Source organism: Brachybacterium sp. 107 (assembly GCF_052379725.1).
GTDB lineage: Bacteria > Actinomycetota > Actinomycetes > Actinomycetales > Dermabacteraceae > Brachybacterium.
Genome location: NZ_JBQSYW010000001.1, coordinates 479,487 through 497,645, shown reverse-complemented (window position 1 = coordinate 497,645; position 18,159 = coordinate 479,487). Strand labels below are relative to the sequence as shown.

Sequence of the window (18,159 nt, the reverse complement as noted above, 5' to 3'; positions counted from 1 at the left end):
GTCACGGACGGGACATGGATCCGGCGGATCTGCGCGTGCTCGAGGCCGCACTCGCCTCCTCGCCCGTGTTCGATCCTGATCGCGCGGGGCGCGGCACAGGAATCGTGGCGCGAGCATCCGACGGGGCACGCCTGCGGATCGGTAGACTTGCCGCCATGAGTTCCACCTCTCGAGATGCCCTGGTCCTTCGCCCCTTCGAGGGGCTGCCGAACGAACAGGATCTGGTGGCGATGCGCCAGCTGATCCCCGCGGCGACCATGGCCGCGAAGACCACCGCCGAGCACGGCGCGGTCGATGTCGAGATCGCGACGATCCTGCCGATGGCGTGGCCCGCTGTGCGGCGCACCGACGGCAGCATCACCGTGGGCATCCAGGCCGCCTACCCCGGCGGGGACCTCTCCCGTGGGATCGGGCAGGCCATCAAGCAGGCCCTCGCCCTCGAGCCCGGCAACCCGATCACCTCGGTGACCCTGGACGACGATGCCCCGCGTCTGCAGGAGATCCTCGACCTGACCGGCGATTTCACGATCACCGTGCACGACACCTTCGAGTTCTGGCTGGACCCGAGCGCCGAGCGCACCCCCGAGATCGAGTCCTCGATCCAGGAGGCGAACCAGTCGATCATGCCCACCCGCGCCGTCGCCGGCCTCGAGCACGCCTACTGGGTCGATGCCGGCCCCAAGGAGCACCTGCGCTGGGTGCTCGACGCCGACGAGGAGAAGGTCATCGACGCGGTGACCCGCCTGCACGCGCGCCGTGAGTCGGGGGTCGGCGAGGGCACCAAGTACGTCGGCTCCTTCCGCGCCGAGGGTCTCGCGATCCCCGTGTGGGATCTGCCCAAGGGCTTCGGCGCCGAAGGCGTCGAGGCGGAGGCGGAGGCGTTCCGCACCCGCTTCGAGGAGGCGCTGCACACCGAAGAACCGCTCACCGCGCTCGAGCGTCGCGCCCGGGGCGGGATCGTGGCCCGACAGGTGACCCTGCGATGAGTGCGGCGGGGCCGCTGACGGCCCACCGCCCGGAGCGGGTGGCCGTGGTGATCCCCGCCAAGAACGAGGCGGAGCGGATCGAGGCGACCATCCGGGCCGCCCACGAGATCCAGGGTGTGGACCTGGTCGTGGTCGTCGACGACGGCTCGACCGACGCCACCTCTGCGGTCGCCATGGGGGCCGACGCCCTCGTGGTGCGCCACAAGACCAACCGCGGCAAGGCGGCGGCGATGGCGACCGGTGCGCAGGTGGTCGCGCTCCGGGAGGATGCCGAACGCGCCGACGGAGGCGCGGGCTTCTCCGAGGAGCTTCACGCCGAGCCGCGCTCGCCGGGGCACACCGGGCCGCTGCCCGTGATCGACGGCCAGGCCATGACGCCGCGCGCCCTGCTGTTCCTGGATGCTGACATGGAATCCTCCGTCACCACCGCGCAGCCCCTGGCGGATGCGGTCCTCGGTGAGGGCGTCGACATGGCGATCGCCCTGCTGCCGCCCCAGGCCGGGGCCGGCGGCATGGGCATCGTGGTGGGCACCGCCCGCCGCGGCATCCTGCGTGCCACCGGCTGGGAGGCCACTCAGCCGCTGTCCGGGACCCGCTGCATCACCCGGGAGACCTGGGACGCCTGTCAGCCGCTCGCGCCGGGGTGGGGCGTGGAGACGTCGTTGACGATCGACGCGCTGACCGGCGGGTTCTGGGTCAAGGAGATCGAGACGTCTCTGGCGCACCGCGCCACCGGCAAGGATCTGCGCGGTCAGCTGCACCGCGCCGCCCAGCTGCGCGATGTGGTGCGGGCACTGGCCCGCCGCCGTCATGTCCTGCCGGACGATCCGGCCGATGAGTCGGCTGTCGACCCCGCCGATGAGCAGGCTGTCGAGCCCGCCGTCGACACCGCTCTTGAGTCGAGCGTCGACCCCGCCGTCGATCTCGCTGATGAGCCGAGCGTCGATCCCGCCGAGCTGGCTGCGGACGATTCGCCGATGGATGAGGCGTCGACGGGTGAGACGCCCGAGGTCGACCCCGCAGGTGCCGACGAGGTAGATCCCGCAGGCGCCGACGACGTCGATCCGACCACCGACCCGGAGCCCGACATCGCTGCGGAGCCCGCCTGGGAGCGGCGCGCCGCAACCGAGCGGGACAGCGGCACCGTCCAGCCGCGCCCGACGTCTGTGCGGGCTGTCTGGCCGGGGGCGAAGCGGGGGCCGGAACCGGAATCTGCCGAAGAGGTCAACGCCTGGGACCTCGATCCGGTACCGGGCGCCGCCCCCGACGAGCCGAGTGCTCCGGCCTCGGAGGCCGAGCCGGAGCCGGAGGCCGAACAGGCTCCCTTCGTGTCCTCCTCGTCGGCCCCGAACTCACCGTCCTCGTCGGCCACGATCTCGCCGTCGGCCCCAGTCTCACCGTCGGCCCCGGCCCCGACCGCAGCGTCGAATACGGCACCGGTCCCGACCGCACCTCCGGCGTCGACACCGTCGACGGATCGGGAGCCCGCCGCCGACCTGGCAGATCGCCGTCGCGCGCGCCTTGCAGCGCTCCCGGTCAGCGGTACTTTCTCCGATGAGGAGACCCGAGCCCTCGGAGATCTCGACCTCGAGGCGCTGGAGCGTCGGCTGCGGAAGCTGCCTGTCGCAGGGGACTTCGCCCCGGATGACGTCGTGTATCTCGCGGGCATCGATCTCGAGGCCCTCGCCGCCCGACTCGAGGCCGCCCCGGTCCAGGAGCGCTTCAGCCCCGAGCACGCCGTGATCATCGCGTCGCACCTGACCGTGCCCGAGCCCGAGCTGCCCAGCTCGATCCGTCCACCGCTGAGCGGTGACGAGTACGCCTCGCTCGTGGTCCATGCCGCCGTCGACGCCGAGAACGCCTCGGACTCCTGAGCCCGGGCTCGCCGGCCTTCGGCGAACGACAGCTCGCGACCCTGCCTACTGCGCCGACTGCGTCTGCTGCACCGCGAGGGTCTGCTCCGTGTCCGCAGAGCCTGTCGGCCGGGGCGCAGGCAGCGCTACGGGCAGGAAGGCGAGCCAGATCCCGAAGACAGCGGCGACCAGCACCGGCCCGGTGTCGTTGACCGCGTAGCCCAGCCAGGTGCCGGCCACGAGGGCGACCCGCACCCGGTAGGCCGCAGGATGCTCGGCATCGAGCGCCACCAGCCGGGCGAGATGGAAGCGGCGCGGGGCGAGGATCGCGATCGAGGCGAGCACGGCCAGCAGCATGATGAGCGCGAGCGCCCAGTACCCGGTGGTCATCGCGATGTTCTGCGCGAGCTTGCGCACGACCACGGAGACCAGCTCGCCGCTGAGGAGCTCGTCGATGAAGCGCCCCAGGTGGGTGCGGTCCTCGGGCGGTCGCAGCCAGTCCAGGAAGGACACCCCGAGCACGGCGACCGCACCGCCCGCCAGGAGCGCGATGATGTGCCACACCTTCGGCCGGATCCCCGAGACCAGGAGGGCGAGCAGTCCGAACGTGGGGACGGTGGCGAGCATCGAGCCGAAGTCCGCGCCCATCGACGGCGCCACGCACACGATCGCCACGGCGGCGCCCACCACAAGGGTCCACACCACCCGGGCGCGCGGCGTGCGCAGCACGGTGAACAGGCACAGCAGCGCCATCATCGCGCCGGCGAACACCATCCCGTACAGGTGGTTCGACAAGCCGTAGAAGCGTCCGCCGGAGATCGGCTGCGCCCCGAGCGGGGACCCCAGCTGGAACCTCGAGCCGAGCGCGGACTCCCCGAGGATCATGACGGCGACCAGGGCGGCGGAGACTCCGAGCGGACCGAACCGGTGGCGTCGCCAGGGCCCGCCGAGCACGATCGCGGAGAGCACCGCGCACCCGCCCCAGACCACGGCGGTCAGCGCCAGGGCGTCGTGCTCTCCGCGCCACCACGGCACGATGGAGGCGCACAGACCGACGGGCAGGGCGAGCGGGGCGATCGTGGCGAGGGCGCGGCCCACGGCAGCGAGCCGCCGGCGCCGCGCGAGGGCCGGGACCAGGCAGATCACGAGGCCGATCACGCCGAGCGCGAGCCAGGAGCCCAGGGCCGGTACGGTCGCGGAGTCGACGATCGCGGCGGCCTGCGAGCGGTCCAGGGCGAGCAGCTGAGGGTCGTCGTGGTCCGTGCCGCGGAAGGGCTGACCGGGGATCAGCCCGTCGGCGGTGACGTCGTACGAGGCGAGGATCGTCGCGACCACATCGGTCATCATCACGACGCCGTTCTGCTTCGTGGCGCCGCTGGTCAGGGCCTGACCCGGGAACGCGGAGTCGAGCGCGACCTGCAGACCCACGGTGCGGGAGGCGACCGCGCCGGTGCGCTCCATCTCGTCCGGGTCCGACGGATCGGTCGCGGCGACGGAGACCAGAAGGGTGCGCGGGAGATCGGCCGACTCGCAGCCGCCGGCGGCGTCCAGCACGACGCCGACCCGGTCGTCGAGCTCGATGAGGGCATGGTCGCGGGCGGGATCATCGTGGTCGGGCACGGAGCCGAGATCGACCTGCACGATGTCCTCGCCGGCGAGGGCGTCGGCGGTCTCCGCGGAGATCTGCTCCGGATCGGACTGCCCGGAACCGGCTCGCTCGGGGTCCACCTCCGCGGAGGCATCGATCTCGGTGGTGCCCACGGGCAGCTGCTGCCACTGATCGACCGGGGGATCGGGGATCCCTGCCGAGCGGGGGGCCTTCGCGGCGAGACCGCGATAGCCGGTGTGCAGGGTCTCCAGGCCCTGGCGTTCGGTGGAGACCACGGAGGTGGAGGTGGTGTTCATGGCGCCCGCCCCGGAATGATCCGCGAGGCACTGCAGGTTCGGCGTCTGCTCCGCGGAGAGGTCCTCCCAGGTCAGGCCGGCGGTGGTGAGGACCAGGCGCACCGGGGCGTCGGCCTCCTGCGGGCCGTCGGCCTGCGCGGTCGGGGCCAGGCCCAGCACGAGCGCGCTCAGCACCAGGGCGAGCAGCACCCCCGGCAGGGCACGGAGCCGACGGGCGGGGGAGGAGACGGGCAGGTGGGGAAGCACAGGACGATGCTACGGGGCGCTGTTGGCCGCGGGACGGCGAAGAGACGCCCGGTGCAGGGACTGCACGCTTCCCTCACGGAGTCCTCCCGCGTTCTTCGCGAGAAGCGCGAAAGCCCGATTGTGCTGAACTCTTGACACAAGATCGCGCCATCCGGCATTGTGTCAAGTGTTCGGCACAAGATGACTGTCAGGAGCCCGCCATGACCGCAACGCTCGTCCTTCTCGTGGCCCCGGCCATGGCAGGTCTCGCCCTCATCCTGGTCGGGGTCCTCGTGCTCGCCGGGATCCTGGGCGCTGACCGAACGGGCCTGCACCCAGGTGCCCTCGCGGCACGGTGGATCGGCTCGATGTTGGGCCTGGTCGTGCTCACCGCCTTCGCGGCGGTCGCCGTCAGCGAGATCCCGTCGTACGGCCCGTTCGCCTATGGAGCGATCGCCACACTCGGTCCGGCCTCCGCGGCTCTCGTGCTGGTCCTCGCGATCGCTGTCGGGGAGCGAACCCTGCCCGCGCCGCATGCCGCGATCCGACGCGCCTCTCTGGTCCGTCGCACGCTGAACGATGTCGTCCCGCGCAGCGCCCTGGTGGTCGTGGCGGTGACGATCGGCATGCTCTTGGCAGTCTCCGTGGTCTGCTTCGCGATGGCCGATGGTGGGCGGGCGTACACGTCCGTCCGAGCCCTCCCGTCCGGGGAGGTCGTGCGATCCTCCTTCACGCCGTTCCCGGGCTATCACTACACCTTTCCGATCTGGACCGGAATCCTCGTGGTCAGCGTTGCCGTGGTGCTGGTGCTCCGAATGATTCTCGTGCGCCGACCCAGCGACGATCCTCAGGACATCCTGCTGCGCCGGCGCTCCTCGACCTCCGTGGTCGGTTCCCTGGTGCTCGCCTCCTCGCTGTACCTGCTCCCGGTCGCGGCCCTCCTCGTGGCCCGGATGCTCACTGCAGATGGGCTCGCGCGCACCACGATGCTGGAGAAGTTCTGCGCCGCCCTTGGTGGTGCTGGAGTCTTCGTGGGCCTTCTCGCCATCGCGATGGGGCTGGTCATGGTGGTCTTCCCGGAAGTGCTCGCCCGCCGCAGTTCGCCCCCCGGAGTGCGGTCCCCGCGCGACACAGCGACCGGATCGATCGTGCCGTTCACCCAGGAGGCGCGCCCATGAGCAATATCGTGGTGGACATGAACAACCCCACCCCGCCCTATGAGCAGGTCCGCCGCGAGATCGTCGAGCAGGTCCGCTCCGGCGAGCTGACCCCCGGTGACAAGCTTCCTGCCATCCGCGTGCTCGCCGGCGACCTCGGCCTCGCCCCCGGCACCGTGGCCCGCGCCTACAAGCTCCTCGAGGAAGCGCAGATCATCGTGACGCGGCGCGGAGCGGGCACCACCGTGGCGCCGGGAGCCGTGGCGGCCAGTGAGAGGTCCGCCGCGACGACAGGCCGGGAATCCGGGGGAGTCGCCGACCCGGACCTCGTCGCGCTGTTCGCCGGACCCGTCGCCGACGCACGTGCCAAGGGCCACGGCGACGTCGAGATCATGGCGTCGGTGCGCGCAGCCCTGGCGGGACAAGCCCCCGCGACCAACGAGTGATGGCACACCTGTCGCAGAACCAGGACGGCGCGGAGCCGACACCGGGGGAGGGACCAGGCTCTGCTTTCGCCGCCGTCCGGATCGCGACGCATGCGTCAGAGGACGCCGCAGCTTTCCGCGACAGAGTCATGGACGTGTGGGCCACTACTTTCGATCTGGTGCGCGACGTCGAGGACTGGCGAAGCACCATCTGGGAACGCCACCGCGCTCGCGAGGACTATCGCCTTGTCACGGCTGAATCCGACGGAGTGCTGGTCGGCTTCGCCTGGGGATATACCGGCAGGCCGGGACAGTTCTGGTCTGACTTCGTGCTTCGCACTCTCGGGGCAGCTGCTGCCCCCTGGGTCGGAGGACACTTCGAGTTCGTCGAGCTCGCGGTGGACCCTGGCTCGCAGGGACGGGGCATCGGCGGGCTGCTCCACGATGCGATGCTCGAGGGTCTCCCGCACGACCGGGCGTTACTGGGGACCACGGACGACGCCGACGCCCCGACCTATTCCCTGTATCGCAGCCGCGGCTGGCAGGTGATCGGATCGCAGGCTCCCGGTGACGTCGTGATGGGGAAGCGGCTGACTCGATGATCCGTCTCCGAGCACTGGATCCACGGGATGCCGATGCCCTGCTGGCCGGCCAGGACGACGCGCTGGCGCGGGAGATCAGTGGGGGCCCCTGGGATCGCGCGGCGCTCGAAGCGTTCCTGAGCCGGTGTTCGCGGTGGAGCGGCGACGGCCCGATCCGCGAATTCGCCGCAGTCGACGGCACGGCCTCGGGCGGGGACAAGGACGGGGCCGAAGACGGGGACGGGGGCGGGCGCCTGCTCGGCGGCGGGGGTCTGAATCGGTTGGCGCCCGGAGTCGAGCGGGGCCACGCCGCGATGACCTACTGGGTGCTCCCGGCTCATCGGGGGAGAGGCCTGGGGCAGAAGATCGCCTCAGCGCTCGTCGACTGCGCCCGTGGCGACCAGCGGATCTCGCAGCTCGTGCTGTTCATCGCGCCGCACAACGCCCCGTCGCAGGCCGTGGCGCGAGGGATCGGGGCGTCACCGTCCGGGCCTCCCGAGCGTCATCCCGCCGATCCGGAGCGGGTTGTCGACCGCTGGGTGCTCGACCTGCGCTGAGCTCGACTCCGGGCCCAGGGACCGATGGATCCCCGCACCGGTCGCGCCGCACTGCACCGGACCGGACCGGACTTCGGCGTCCGGTCCTCCGCCGGCCTGGCATCCTGGGCCGATGAGCCCAGCCCTCCGCCTCGTCCCACCCTCCGTCTCCCGTCATGCGGCCTTCGTCGACTGCCTCGCGGACTACGCGGGCACGGCGATGGACGGATCGAGCATCGCCGATCCGACCGCCCCGCCAGTGGGCGACGGCGAGTTCATCGACTTCGTGACCGCGCGTCTGGCCGAGGAGGACCCGAGCACCGAGCTCGACGAGCCCTGGGTGCACTGCACCAGCCGCTGGATCGTCGCGGCCGACGGGGAGGGCGAGGGAAGCTCCGCAGACGAGCACCGGGCCGGAGCCGAGATCCTCGGCTTCCTCGCGATCCGCCATCGCCTGACCACCTACCTGTTCGATCAGGGCGGGCACATCGGGTACTCGGTGCGGCCGTCGGCCCGCAGGCAGGGGATCGCCTCTGCCGCGCTCGAGCTCGGTCTGATCGAGGCGCGCGACCTCGGCATCGACCCCGTCCTGTTCACCTGCGACGAGGGCAACCTCGCCTCCCGTCGCACGATCGAGAAGGCCGGAGGCCAGTACGAGAACACTCTCCAGGGGAAGCGGCGCTACTGGATAGGTGACGGGGCGAAGCCGCCGCGCCCGTAGGACGCGCCCGGGCCGGTCGACGGGCCGCCCGTTCTGGGCCGCACCACGGCACCACGCCCCTGAGCAGTAGTGTTTGCTCCCATGCGGTACGGATACCTCGGCCCCGAGACCACCTTCACCCACCAGGCGCTCCTGCAGGCTCTGGCGGTCATGCCCCGTGAGTTCACGGACACGGTGGAGCAGGTGCCCTTCACAGCGGTCGCGACCGCGACCACCGACCTGCTCGCCGGGGACATCGACGCGCTGATCGCGCCGATAGAGAACTCCGTCGAGGGCGGTGTCTCCGGCACGCTGGACGTGCTCGCCGCGACGGACTCCATCACCATCGTCGCCGAGCAGATCGTGCAGGTGACCTTCGTGCTCGCCGCCCGCGAGGAGACCCCGCTCGAGGACCTCCACGTCGTCTCCTCCCACCCCCACGCCCAGGCCCAGGTCCAGGGCTGGCTGCGAGGCAACGTCCCCTCGGCGAACGTCGCCACCGCGTCGTCGACCGCCGCGGCCGCCCGCGACCTCGCCGCGATGAGCCTCGAGGAGGCCCGCGGCCGCGCCGCCGTCTGCTCGCCGCTGGCCGCCGAGCACTTCGGGCTCACGGTGCTCGCCGAGCAGATCGAGGACAACGCCGGCGCCCAGACTCGGTTCGTGCTCGTCACCCGCGAGGGCCGGATCCCCGCCCGCACCGGCGCCGACAAGACCACCCTCGTGGTGCAGCTGCCCCACAACCGCTCCGGCGCTCTGCTCGAGACCCTCGAGATGTTCAGCGCCAACGGGGTGAACCTCTCCCGCATCGAGTCCCGACCCATCGGCGACTTCCTGGGCCGGTACTCCTTCTCGCTCGACGTCGAGGGGCACATCGAGGACCGTCGCGTCGCCGCCTCGCTGCGGGCGCTGCACCGGATCTGCCCCGTCGTGCACTACCTCGGCTCCTACCCGCGCATCGACGGGATCAGCCCCGAGACACGCGAGGAGTTCGCCGACGCCACCTACGACGAGGCCCACGCCTGGATCGAATCGCTGACCGGCATGGTCACCCCGCCCTCGCCGGGGTCATCGAGCACGGACCGACAGCCTCCTCAGGGCTGATCCCGCTCCGTTCCCGCGGGAACGCGCAGGCGCAGCACGCCCGGGTCGATCCGGGCGATCAGATGGGTCGCCTCGGCATCGGTGTCGCCGTCGAGCTGCACGGGCTGAGCCTTCGTGGTCGCGACGCGCACCTCGGTGGCCTGGTAGCGATTCATGGTGGACAGCCGGGTGCGCTCGGCGAACCTGCCCTTCGGGACCAGCTTCGGGGTCACGACCTCCGTGAGCACCTGGCTGAACCCGGCGGCGCCCTTCCATCCGGCGACCACGATCTCGAGGCGGCCGTTGTCCGCCGTGGCATCCGGCATCAGGACGAAGCCGCCGGGCAGCCTGCCCACGTTGCCCAGCAGCACGGTGCGCGCCTTGTGGGCGTGGCGGGTGCCGTCGGGGAAGTCCAGCATGACGTCGACCGAGCGGCCCAGGATCGTGCGCACGCCGCCGACCACATAGGCGATCCAGCCCAGGCGCTTCTTCAGGGTGTCGTCCGTGTGGCCGATCATCTCGGCATCCGCTCCGAACCCGGCGATGACCAGGAAGATCTGTTCGGCGGAGGCGGCCGCCTCGGAGACGGAGCCGCCGCTGCGCAGCCAGCCCACGTCGATCCGTCGGTCCTTGCCGCTCAGCGCCGCGGTGATCGCCGCGGTGGGATCCTCGAGCGGGATGTCGAGGTTGCGGGCCAGCAGGTTGCCGGTGCCGGCGGGGATGATCGCCATCCGGGTCTCGGTACCGGCGAGCACGGAGGACACCAGTCGCACGGTGCCGTCGCCGCCGGCGGCGACCGCAAGATCGGCGCCCTCCTGGAGGGCCCGACGGGTCTGGCCGCGGCCCGGATCCTCCACCGTCGTCTCGTAGAACGCGACCTCGGCGTCGCCGAGCTTCTCGACGGCCTCGCGCACGCGGGTGCGGAACATCTCGGCGTCCTGGAACTTGGAGGGGTTCAGGACCACAGCGACCCGTCGGATGCTGTCCGCGGGCGAGGAGTCATGCGCGTCCCCGTCGGCCCCCGTTTTCCCGTCTGCGTCGGTCCCGTCGGCCCCCGCTGCGTCGGCAGAGGTGCCGTCCCCGGCGGGACCGGTCCCTGCACGTGCCTCGGAGCGTGATCCCTCGGTCGCGGCCCGCAGCGCGGCGATCTCGCGACGATGCCGCCCCAGGTGCCGCAGCACCACGACGAGCAGCACGACGGTCACGACCGTGATCACGATCGAGGCGATGCTGAGGTAGAGCAGGGTCTGATCCATGGTCACAGAGTACTGACGGCGAGTGCCGACTGGCGCCGCCTCCTGCGCGGGTACCCTGGTGCAATGATCGATCTGCGGCTCCTGCGAGAGAATCCCGATGCCGTCCGCGATGCCCAGAGGGCGCGCCGACGAGACCCCGCCACCGTCGACACCGTGCTGGCGGCCGATTCGCGCTGGCGCGAGGCGACAGGGTCCTTCGAATCCGCACGCGCCGAGCAGAAGGCCTTCGGCAAGAAGGTCGCCCAGGCCACGGGCGAGGAGAAGCAGGCGCTGCTGGCCGAGGTCAAGCAGCTCGCGGCCGACGTCAAGCGCCTCGAGGGCGAGGCCGGAGAGGCCATCGCCGCCCGCGACAGCGCCCTGCGCGCCATCCCGAACCTCGCCGAGGGCGCCCCGGAGGGCCTCGAGGAGGACTTCGAGCTGCGCGAGACCGTCGGCGAGAACCCCCGTTTCGACCACCCGGTCAAGGACCACCTGGAGATCGCCGAGGGTCTTCGCGCGATCGACATGGCCCGCGGCGCGAAGGTCTCCGGTGCCCGTTTCTACTTCCTGCGCGGCGTCGGCGCCCAGCTCGAGCTCGCGATCCTGAACTCCGCGATCGACCAGGCCACGAACGCCGGCTTCACCCCGATGATCACCCCGACCCTGGTGCTGCCGGAGTCGATGGAGGGCACCGGTTTCCTCGGCGAGCACGCGGACGAGGTCTACCACCTCGACAAGGACGACGACCTGTACCTCGTCGGCACCAGCGAGGTGGCGCTGGCCAGCTACCACAAGGACGAGATCCTCGACCTGTCCGGCGGCCCGATCCGCTATGCCGGCTGGAGCGCCTGCTACCGCCGCGAGGCCGGCAGCTACGGCAAGGACACCCGCGGCATCATCCGCGTGCACCAGTTCCACAAGGTCGAGATGTTCAGCTACTGCCGCATCGAGGACTCCTACGCGGAGCACGAGCGCCTGCTGGACCTCGAGCGGGAGATGATGGCGCGCATCGACGTGCCCTACCGCATCATCGACACCGCCGCCGGTGACCTGGGCACCTCCGCCGCCCGCAAGTTCGACTGCGAGGCGTGGATGCCCAGCCAGAACACCTACCGCGAGCTCACCTCCACCTCGAACACCACCCAGTTCCAGGCCCGGCGGCTGAACATCCGCGAGCGCACCGACGACGGCCTGCGCCCCGTCGCGACGCTCAACGGAACCCTCGGCACCACGCGCTTCATCGCCGCGATCCTCGAGAACCACCAGCAGGCCGACGGCTCCGTCGTGGTCCCCGAGGGCCTGCGCCCCTACCTCGGCGGGCGCGAGACCTTCGAGGTCGTGGCCTGACATGACCCGACTCTCCGGACGCGGAGCACTGCGACGCCTGCGCGACGCCGTCCGTCACCGCCGGTTCACCCGGGTGTCAGACGGCGCTGAGACACTCGGTGGCATGGATGCAGCCACGGCGATCACCGACCGCGATGCCACCCGGACCCGTCTGGAGGAGCACCTCGGCGACCTGCCCGGGAAGCGACTGCTGATCGGACTCGACGTCGACGGCACCCTCGTCGACCACGACGGCGTCATGTCCCCGCCGATGCGGCGCGTGCTGCAGCGCGCCGCCACGGAGCACACCGTCGTCATCTCGACCGGCCGCTCTCTCGGAGCGACGCTCCCGATCGTCGAGGCCGCGGGCATCACCCGCGGGTACGCGGTCTGCTCCAACGGGGCGGTCACCCTGGAGCTGGATCCGGCGGCCGACGGCGGGTACCGCATCATCGACACCCGTGCCTTCCGGCCCGGCCACGCCCTGCGGACCCTGCGGGAGGTCGCACCCGACGCGCACTACGCGGTCGAGATGGTCGACGGCTCCTTCCAGGCCACGACCGGCTTCCAGGACGCCAGCTTCGGCGTGCAGGCCCAGGAGAAGCCGCTGGAGGACCTCCTCGAGCTCGAGGCGGTGCGCGTGGTGGTGCACGTGCCGGACCTCAGCCCGCAGGAGTTCAGCAAGGTCATCGCCGAATCCGGTGTGCACGGCGTGGAGTACTCGATCGGCTGGACGGCCTGGCTCGACATGGCCGCCCCCGGCGTCTCCAAGGCCACCGCCCTGGAGACGGTGCGCGCGGATCTCGGCATCGAGCCGGCGCACACCGTGGCCGTCGGCGACGGCTTCAACGACACCGAGATGCTCCAGTGGGCCGGCGTGGGCGTGGCCATGGGCCAGGCGCCCCAGGGCGTGAAGGACGTGGCGGACACCGTCACGGACTCCGTCTACGAGGACGGCACCGTGCTGGTGCTGGAGACCCTGCTCGGCTGAGCGACCTCCAGGACGACCTTGCCCAGATGGCCGCCCTCGCGGAGCACCGCGTGGGCCTCGGCGGCCCGCTCGAACGGGAAGCGGGCGTGGATCGGGATCCGCAGGGAGCCGTCCGCGAGCAGCGGCCAGGCCAGGGCCTGGGTGGCTTCGAGGATCTCGCGCTTGGCCTCGGTGCGGCGGGAGCGCAGTGTGGTGCCGATGACCCGGCCGCGCTTGCCCATGAGCAGGCCGATCGGCAGCTCGCCGCTCGCCCCGCCCAGGGTGCCGATGATGACCAGGCGTCCGTGCTCGTGGAGCATCCCGACGTTGTCCGCGAGCGTGGGACCGCCCACGACATCGAGGATGACGTCGGCCCCGCCGGTCTCGCGCACCGCCTCGAGCAGATCGGTGGTGTGCCGGTTCCAGGCCATGTCCGCACCCAGGCCACGGGTGGTGGCGATCGCCTCGTCGGAGCCGACGGTGGTGAGCACGCGGGCACCGAGGTGCCGTGCCAGCTGGATCGCGATGGTGCCGATGCCGCCGGTGCCGCCGTGGATCAGCACGGTCTCGCCCTCGACGAGGCCGGCCTCGAGCACGAGGTTGGAGACGACGGTCGCGCACACCTCGACCACGCCGGCGGCGTCGACCAGGTCCATCCCCTCGGGCACCGGGAGCAGCTGCCCCTCGGGCACCGCGACGACCTCGGCGTAGCCGCCGCCGGCCAGCAGCGCCACCACGGCTTCCCCGGTGTCGCGACGGTGACCGGAGACCTCGAGCCCCGGCAGCTCCGACGCATCCGGCGGTGGGGGATACATCCCGGCGACCTGGGCGAGGTCCGCACGGTTCACCCCGGCGGCGACGACGTCGACCAGCACCTCGCCGGGTGCCGTGACGGGTTCGGGGAGATCGACCAGCTCGAGCTGGTGATCCTCGGTGATGGACAGCGCGCGCATGGTCACTGGGTCACCTCCACGATGGTGCGGCCACGGGTCTCGCCGGCGAGGATCCGCGGGGCGAACGCGATCGCCTCCGACAGGCCGATGCCGGTGGTCAGCGAATCGAGCAGGTCGAGGTCCAGCTCCCGGGTGAGCGCCTCCCAGGCGCGCTCGCGCAGCGCGAGCGGGGCCTCCACCGAGTTCACGCCCGCGAGGGTCACTCCTCGCAGGATGAACGGCAGCACGGTGCTGGGGAGGTCCGTGCCCTGGGCGAGCCCGTAGGCCGCGACCGTGCCGCCCCAGGCGGTCTGTGCGAGGACGTTGGCGAGCGTGGTGCTGCCCAGGCCATCGATCGCTCCTGCCCACCGCTGCGACTGCATCGGCTTGCCGGGCTCCTCGGAGAGCTCGGAACGGTGGATGACGTCGGCCGCGCCGAGATCACGCAGGTACTCGCCGTTCTCCTCGTCCCGCCCGGAGGATGCCACCACGCGGTGGCCGCGGGCGGCGAGCAGCGCGACCGCGATCGACCCGACGCCGCCGGAGGCGCCGGTGACCAGCACGTCGCCGCTGCCGGGCTCGATCCCGGTGTCCTCGAGCCGCAGCACCGAGAGCATCGCGGTGAATCCGGCGGTGCCGATCGCCGCGGCGCGGTCGGGGGAGATCTCCGCCGGGAGGCGCACCAGGGCGTCGGGCCGCACCCGGGCCCGGGTCGCGAAGCCACCGTGGAGGGACTCGCCGATGCCGTCGCCGTTGAGGATCACGAGGTCGCCGGCCGAATACTGCTCGGCCTCCGAGGCGGTCACCCGGCCCACCACGTCGATGCCGGGGATCAGCGGGAAGGAGCGGGCGATGCCCTTGCCCGCGATCGCCATCGCGTCCTTGTAGTTGTAGCTCGAGAAGAGCACGTCCAGCTCCACGGGCCCGGTGAGCAGGGACTCGTCGGCATCCTCTACGAAGCGGGCGTCGGAGTCCTTCGAGTCGATCAGTACGGCGCGCATGCGGGGTGATCCTCTCCCTCGGGTGCAGATCCCGCCACCCTAGTCCCGGTACACTTCTCGAGGGCCTCCGGGCCTGGGGAGGGTTGTCAGAGCGGCCGAATGAGTTGGTCTTGAAAACCAATGTGCGGTCACCCCGTACCGCGGGTTCGAATCCCGCACCCTCCGCCGATCGATGACCGGCCCCGGGCATCTCGTGCAGTTGCTCCGGGGCCGATCGTGGTCCGAGGGTCGACCTCGGTTCGCGGTCCGCGAGTCGTCGACCGCAGGTCGGCTCACCGCCGGGCGCCGCCATCCCGGGACCTGCTGGGCAGGCCCACTTCGGAACGGGCCCAGTCCGAGACCTCCCGAGCGAGGTCAGGGTCCAGGGCGGCCGCCGAACGCCGCAGGAACGTCGGCCGACCGCGCAGCGCACCGCGACCGTCGGGGCCGATGTACGACCCCGGGGGCAGCGGCTGGGTGGCGGCGAACAGGACTGAGGCGGCGCCGCGCTGCGCCGACATCGCGATCGGCCGGGTGACCTCGGTGACCAGTCGGTCCAGCCGTGCGGACCCGGTCGCGTTCTGCAGGTTGGTGAGCACCCAGCCCGGATGCACGAGCTGCAGGTCCACGCCTGAGCCGTCCGTTCCTGAGGCCTCCGCCCGGAGCCGGCCGGAGAGCTCCCGGGCCCACAGCATCGTCGTCAGCTTCGAGCGTCCGTACCCGGCGCGCAGCGACCAGCCGCCGCGCCGGAAGTGGGGATCCTCCAGGTCGATCGTCCCGAAGGTGTGCGCATCGGAGGCGACCACCACGACCCGCTCCCGCACCAGCGGCAGCAGCGTCTCGGTCAGTAGCAACGGAGTCAGGGCGTTGACCGCGGTCATCATCTCGAATCCGTCGGCCGTCTGTCGGCGCTGCCGGGTGACCGTGCCGGCGACGTGGATCAGCAGGTCGATCCCGCTCGGGCCGACGAGACGCTCGATCTCCTCGGCGCCCGCGCGCACCGACGACAGATCGGCGAGATCCAGCGACGTCAGGCGCACCGCTCCTCGTCGGCCGGTCTCCCGAACGATCCGCTGCGCGACCACCTCGCCCTTGGCGCGCGTGCGCACCGGCAGCACGAGATCTGCGCCCCAGAGGGCCAGCTGCAGCGCCGCCTCCCGGCCCAGTCCGTCGCTCGCGCCCGTCATGACGACGGTGCGACCGGTGAGATCGGGCTCGGGCAGGTGCTCCCACTCCATGGCGCTCATCACGCCATCGTAGGGACGTCGGCTGGATGGGCGCCGGGTCACCGCACTCCGGAGGGCACGGCACTCCGCGTAGCATGGAGCAGTCGCCTGGCAGGCCGTCCGGCTCCTGCGGCGCAGCCCCCGGATCCGCAAGGAGAATCAGCGATGGCCCAGTACACAGGTGTTGCAGTCAGCCCCGGCCGCGTGGTCGGCACGATCCGCACCATGGCGCCGCCGGTCGCCGAGCCGCCCGCGACCGAGAAGCTGCCCGAGGGCGCCGATCCCGCCGTCGAGGCCGAGCGCATCCCGGCCGCGGCCGCCGCTGTGCAGGCCGCGCTGATCCGCCTGGCCGAGCGCGCCAGCGGCGACGGGAAGAAGATCCTCGAGGCCACCGCGCAGATGGCCGCCGACCCCTCGCTCACGCAGACCGCGCAGGGCTTCGTGCTCTCCGGCGGCAAGTCCCCGGCCCGCGCCGTCTGGGAGGCCGGTGACCAGGTCGCCAGCATGCTCGAGGGCCTCGGCGGCTACATGGCCGAGCGCGCCACCGACGTGCGCGACGTGCGCGCCCGCATCGTCGCCGAGCTGCGCGGCGAGCAGGCCCCCGGGATTCCCGACCTCGAGGAGCCCTTCATCCTCACCGCGATCGACCTCGCCCCGGCGGACACCGCCACCCTCGACCCGGAGCGCGTGATCGCCCTGGTCACCTCCGACGGCGGACCCCAGTCGCACACCGCGATCCTGGCCCGACAGCTGGGCCTGCCCGCGATCGTCGCCGCCAAGAGCATCCACGAGTTCGCTGACGGCACCGAGGTGTTCGTCGACGCGGGCCTGGGCACCATCACCGACGAGGTCACCGAGGAGCATCACCGCTTCGCCGAGGCCTGGACCGAGCTGCAGAAGAATCCCCTGACCTACGAGGGCGGTGGCGGGGTGCTGGAGGACGGCACCCGCGTGCAGCTGCTGGCCAACATCGGCAACGCGGCCGACGCCGAGAAGGCCGCCGCCGCGCACGCCGACGGCGTGGGCCTGTTCCGCACCGAGTTCCTCTTCCTGGATCGCGAGGACGAACCCTCCGTCGAGGAGCAGACGGCCGCGTACTCCGCCGCCTTCGCGCACATGGCGGGCAAGAAGGTCGTGGTGCGCACGATCGACGCCGGAGCCGACAAGCCGCTGCCCTTCCTCACCGATGCCGATGAGCCCAACCCGGCCCTCGGTGTGCGCGCCTACCGGACCTCCTGGGAGAAGCGCTCGGTGCTGACCAACCAGCTCGACGCGATCGCCGCGGCCGCGAAGCAGTCCGAGGCCACGCCCTGGGTGATGGCTCCGATGATCTCGACGGTCACCGAGACCGAGGACTTCACGGCGCTGTGCCGCGAGCGGGGCCTGGAGCCCGCCGGGATCATGGTCGAGACGCCCTCGGCCGCGATCACCGCGGACCGTCAGCTGGCCGTCTGCGACTTCGCGTCCATCGGCACCAACGACCTCACCCAGTACACGATGGCCGCGGACCGTCAGCTGGGCTCGCTCGCCCACCTCAACAACCCGTGGCAGCCGGCAGTCCTCGCGCTCGTGAAGGCCACGTGCGACGGCGCCCGCGTTGCCGGGGGCGATCCCGAGGCGTTCGGCGAGAAGGCCGACAAGCCCGTGGGCGTGTGCGGCGAGGCCGCCGGCGACCCGGGCCTCGCGGTCGTGCTCGTGGGGCTCGGCGTGAACAGCCTGTCGATGACCCCGCGCTCCCTGCCAGCCGTCGCCAAGGTGCTCTCAACCGTGACGCTCGAGCAGGCCAAGGAGCTCGCCGCGAAGGCCGTCGCCGCCCGCACCGCCGAGGACGCCAACCACCTCGTCCGCGCCGGCCTGCCGATCCTCGGCGAGCTGGGCCTCTGAGCGCCTGAGTGAGGCGTCCCGCCCGACGCAGCCCGCGACACGGTGTTCGCGGTCGTCGACTCCACGAGAACGTGCCCATCACGGCACGTTCTCGTGGATTCGGCGTTCCGGGAGGCGTGTCATCGTCGTCATCTGTGCCCTGCGCCCCGTGACCCCTC

General features: G+C 71.7%; 16 protein-coding genes and 1 tRNA gene. 12 read left to right on the top strand and 5 right to left on the bottom strand.

The genetic code is table 11. The annotated features are described in order from the left end of the window. Positions 1-155: 155 nt before the first annotated feature. Both ACT3UL_RS02200 and ACT3UL_RS02195 read left to right on the top strand, forming a co-directional pair. On the top strand, positions 156-986 hold the full coding sequence (locus ACT3UL_RS02200) for a DUF5926 family protein (protein ID WP_443353707.1): 831 nt from the start codon (positions 156-158) through the stop codon (positions 984-986). Further along, on the top strand, positions 983-2,860 hold the full coding sequence (locus ACT3UL_RS02195; protein WP_444576485.1) for a glycosyltransferase: 1,878 nt from the start codon (positions 983-985) through the stop codon (positions 2,858-2,860). The genes ACT3UL_RS02200 and ACT3UL_RS02195 overlap by 4 nt, the downstream gene beginning before the upstream one ends. Before the next feature lie 45 nt (positions 2,861-2,905). Here the strand turns inward: ACT3UL_RS02195 and ACT3UL_RS02190 are convergent, their stop codons facing one another. Next, positions 2,906-4,990 carry a hypothetical protein gene (locus tag ACT3UL_RS02190; RefSeq protein ID WP_444576484.1) on the bottom strand — a complete coding sequence of 695 codons (2,085 nt, stop codon included), beginning with the start codon at positions 4,988-4,990 and terminating at the stop codon, positions 2,906-2,908. A gap of 200 nt (positions 4,991-5,190) precedes the next feature. Here ACT3UL_RS02190 and ACT3UL_RS02185 point away from each other — a divergent pair, with 200 nt between their 5' ends. The 6 genes from ACT3UL_RS02185 (at position 5,191) to pheA (ending at position 9,469) form a co-directional block, all read left to right on the top strand. Then, a complete protein-coding gene (locus ACT3UL_RS02185) occupies positions 5,191-6,147 on the top strand; it encodes a hypothetical protein (protein WP_444576483.1) in 957 nt (318 codons plus the stop codon). Continuing rightward, positions 6,144-6,572: a GntR family transcriptional regulator gene (locus ACT3UL_RS02180; RefSeq protein WP_444576482.1), complete on the top strand. Its 429-nt coding sequence runs from the start codon at positions 6,144-6,146 to the stop codon at positions 6,570-6,572. The genes ACT3UL_RS02185 and ACT3UL_RS02180 overlap by 4 nt, the downstream gene beginning before the upstream one ends. Then, positions 6,572-7,153, top strand: a complete 582-nt coding sequence (locus ACT3UL_RS02175) for a GNAT family N-acetyltransferase (protein ID WP_444576481.1) — start codon at positions 6,572-6,574, stop codon at positions 7,151-7,153. Before ACT3UL_RS02180 ends, ACT3UL_RS02175 begins: the two co-directional genes overlap by 1 nt. Next, the gene (locus ACT3UL_RS02170; RefSeq protein ID WP_443397795.1) at positions 7,150-7,689 is read left to right on the top strand and encodes a GNAT family N-acetyltransferase; all 540 of its coding nucleotides are present in this window, start codon (positions 7,150-7,152) and stop codon (positions 7,687-7,689) included. The genes ACT3UL_RS02175 and ACT3UL_RS02170 overlap by 4 nt, the downstream gene beginning before the upstream one ends. 112 nt (positions 7,690-7,801) lie before the next feature. After that, entirely contained in the window at positions 7,802-8,389 is a 588-nt protein-coding gene (locus ACT3UL_RS02165) for a GNAT family N-acetyltransferase (protein ID WP_444576480.1), read from the top strand. 81 nt (positions 8,390-8,470) lie between these two features. Continuing rightward, entirely contained in the window at positions 8,471-9,469 is a 999-nt protein-coding gene (pheA, locus tag ACT3UL_RS02160; RefSeq protein ID WP_444576479.1) for a prephenate dehydratase, read from the top strand. Here pheA and ACT3UL_RS02155 read toward each other — a convergent pair. Beyond that, complete coding sequence (locus ACT3UL_RS02155; protein ID WP_444576478.1) at positions 9,460-10,704, bottom strand: diacylglycerol/lipid kinase family protein; 1,245 nt, start codon at positions 10,702-10,704, stop codon at positions 9,460-9,462. The two genes, pheA and ACT3UL_RS02155, sit on opposite strands and share 10 nt — an antisense overlap. Positions 10,705-10,767: 63 nt before the next feature. On the opposite strand from ACT3UL_RS02155, the gene serS reads away from it, so the two are divergent. Together serS and ACT3UL_RS02145 are read left to right on the top strand one after the other, a co-directional pair. Next, positions 10,768-12,030, top strand: coding sequence for a serine--tRNA ligase (gene serS, locus ACT3UL_RS02150; protein WP_444576477.1), 1,263 nt, complete (start codon positions 10,768-10,770; stop codon positions 12,028-12,030). A gap of 103 nt (positions 12,031-12,133) precedes the next feature. Next, positions 12,134-13,000, top strand: a complete 867-nt coding sequence (locus ACT3UL_RS02145) for an HAD family hydrolase (RefSeq protein ID WP_444576476.1) — start codon at positions 12,134-12,136, stop codon at positions 12,998-13,000. Here ACT3UL_RS02145 and ACT3UL_RS02140 read toward each other — a convergent pair. Both ACT3UL_RS02140 and ACT3UL_RS02135 read right to left on the bottom strand, forming a co-directional pair. Next, positions 12,955-13,932, bottom strand: a complete 978-nt coding sequence (locus tag ACT3UL_RS02140; protein WP_444576475.1) for an NAD(P)H-quinone oxidoreductase — start codon at positions 13,930-13,932, stop codon at positions 12,955-12,957. The two genes, ACT3UL_RS02145 and ACT3UL_RS02140, sit on opposite strands and share 46 nt — an antisense overlap. Positions 13,933-13,934: 2 nt before the next feature. Further along, the gene (locus ACT3UL_RS02135; RefSeq protein ID WP_444576474.1) at positions 13,935-14,912 is read right to left on the bottom strand and encodes an MDR family oxidoreductase; all 978 of its coding nucleotides are present in this window, start codon (positions 14,910-14,912) and stop codon (positions 13,935-13,937) included. A 77-nt stretch (positions 14,913-14,989) separates the two neighbouring features. Here ACT3UL_RS02135 and ACT3UL_RS02130 point away from each other — a divergent pair. Next, positions 14,990-15,077, top strand: a tRNA-Ser gene (locus ACT3UL_RS02130). A gap of 107 nt (positions 15,078-15,184) precedes the next feature. Here ACT3UL_RS02130 and ACT3UL_RS02125 read toward each other — a convergent pair. Then, the gene (locus tag ACT3UL_RS02125; RefSeq protein ID WP_444576473.1) at positions 15,185-16,138 is read right to left on the bottom strand and encodes an SDR family NAD(P)-dependent oxidoreductase; all 954 of its coding nucleotides are present in this window, start codon (positions 16,136-16,138) and stop codon (positions 15,185-15,187) included. Positions 16,139-16,282: 144 nt separating this feature from the next. Between ACT3UL_RS02125 and ptsP the strand changes: the two genes are divergently transcribed. After that, the gene (gene ptsP, locus ACT3UL_RS02120) at positions 16,283-18,001 is read left to right on the top strand and encodes a phosphoenolpyruvate--protein phosphotransferase (RefSeq protein ID WP_444576472.1); all 1,719 of its coding nucleotides are present in this window, start codon (positions 16,283-16,285) and stop codon (positions 17,999-18,001) included. Positions 18,002-18,159 lie beyond the last annotated feature (158 nt).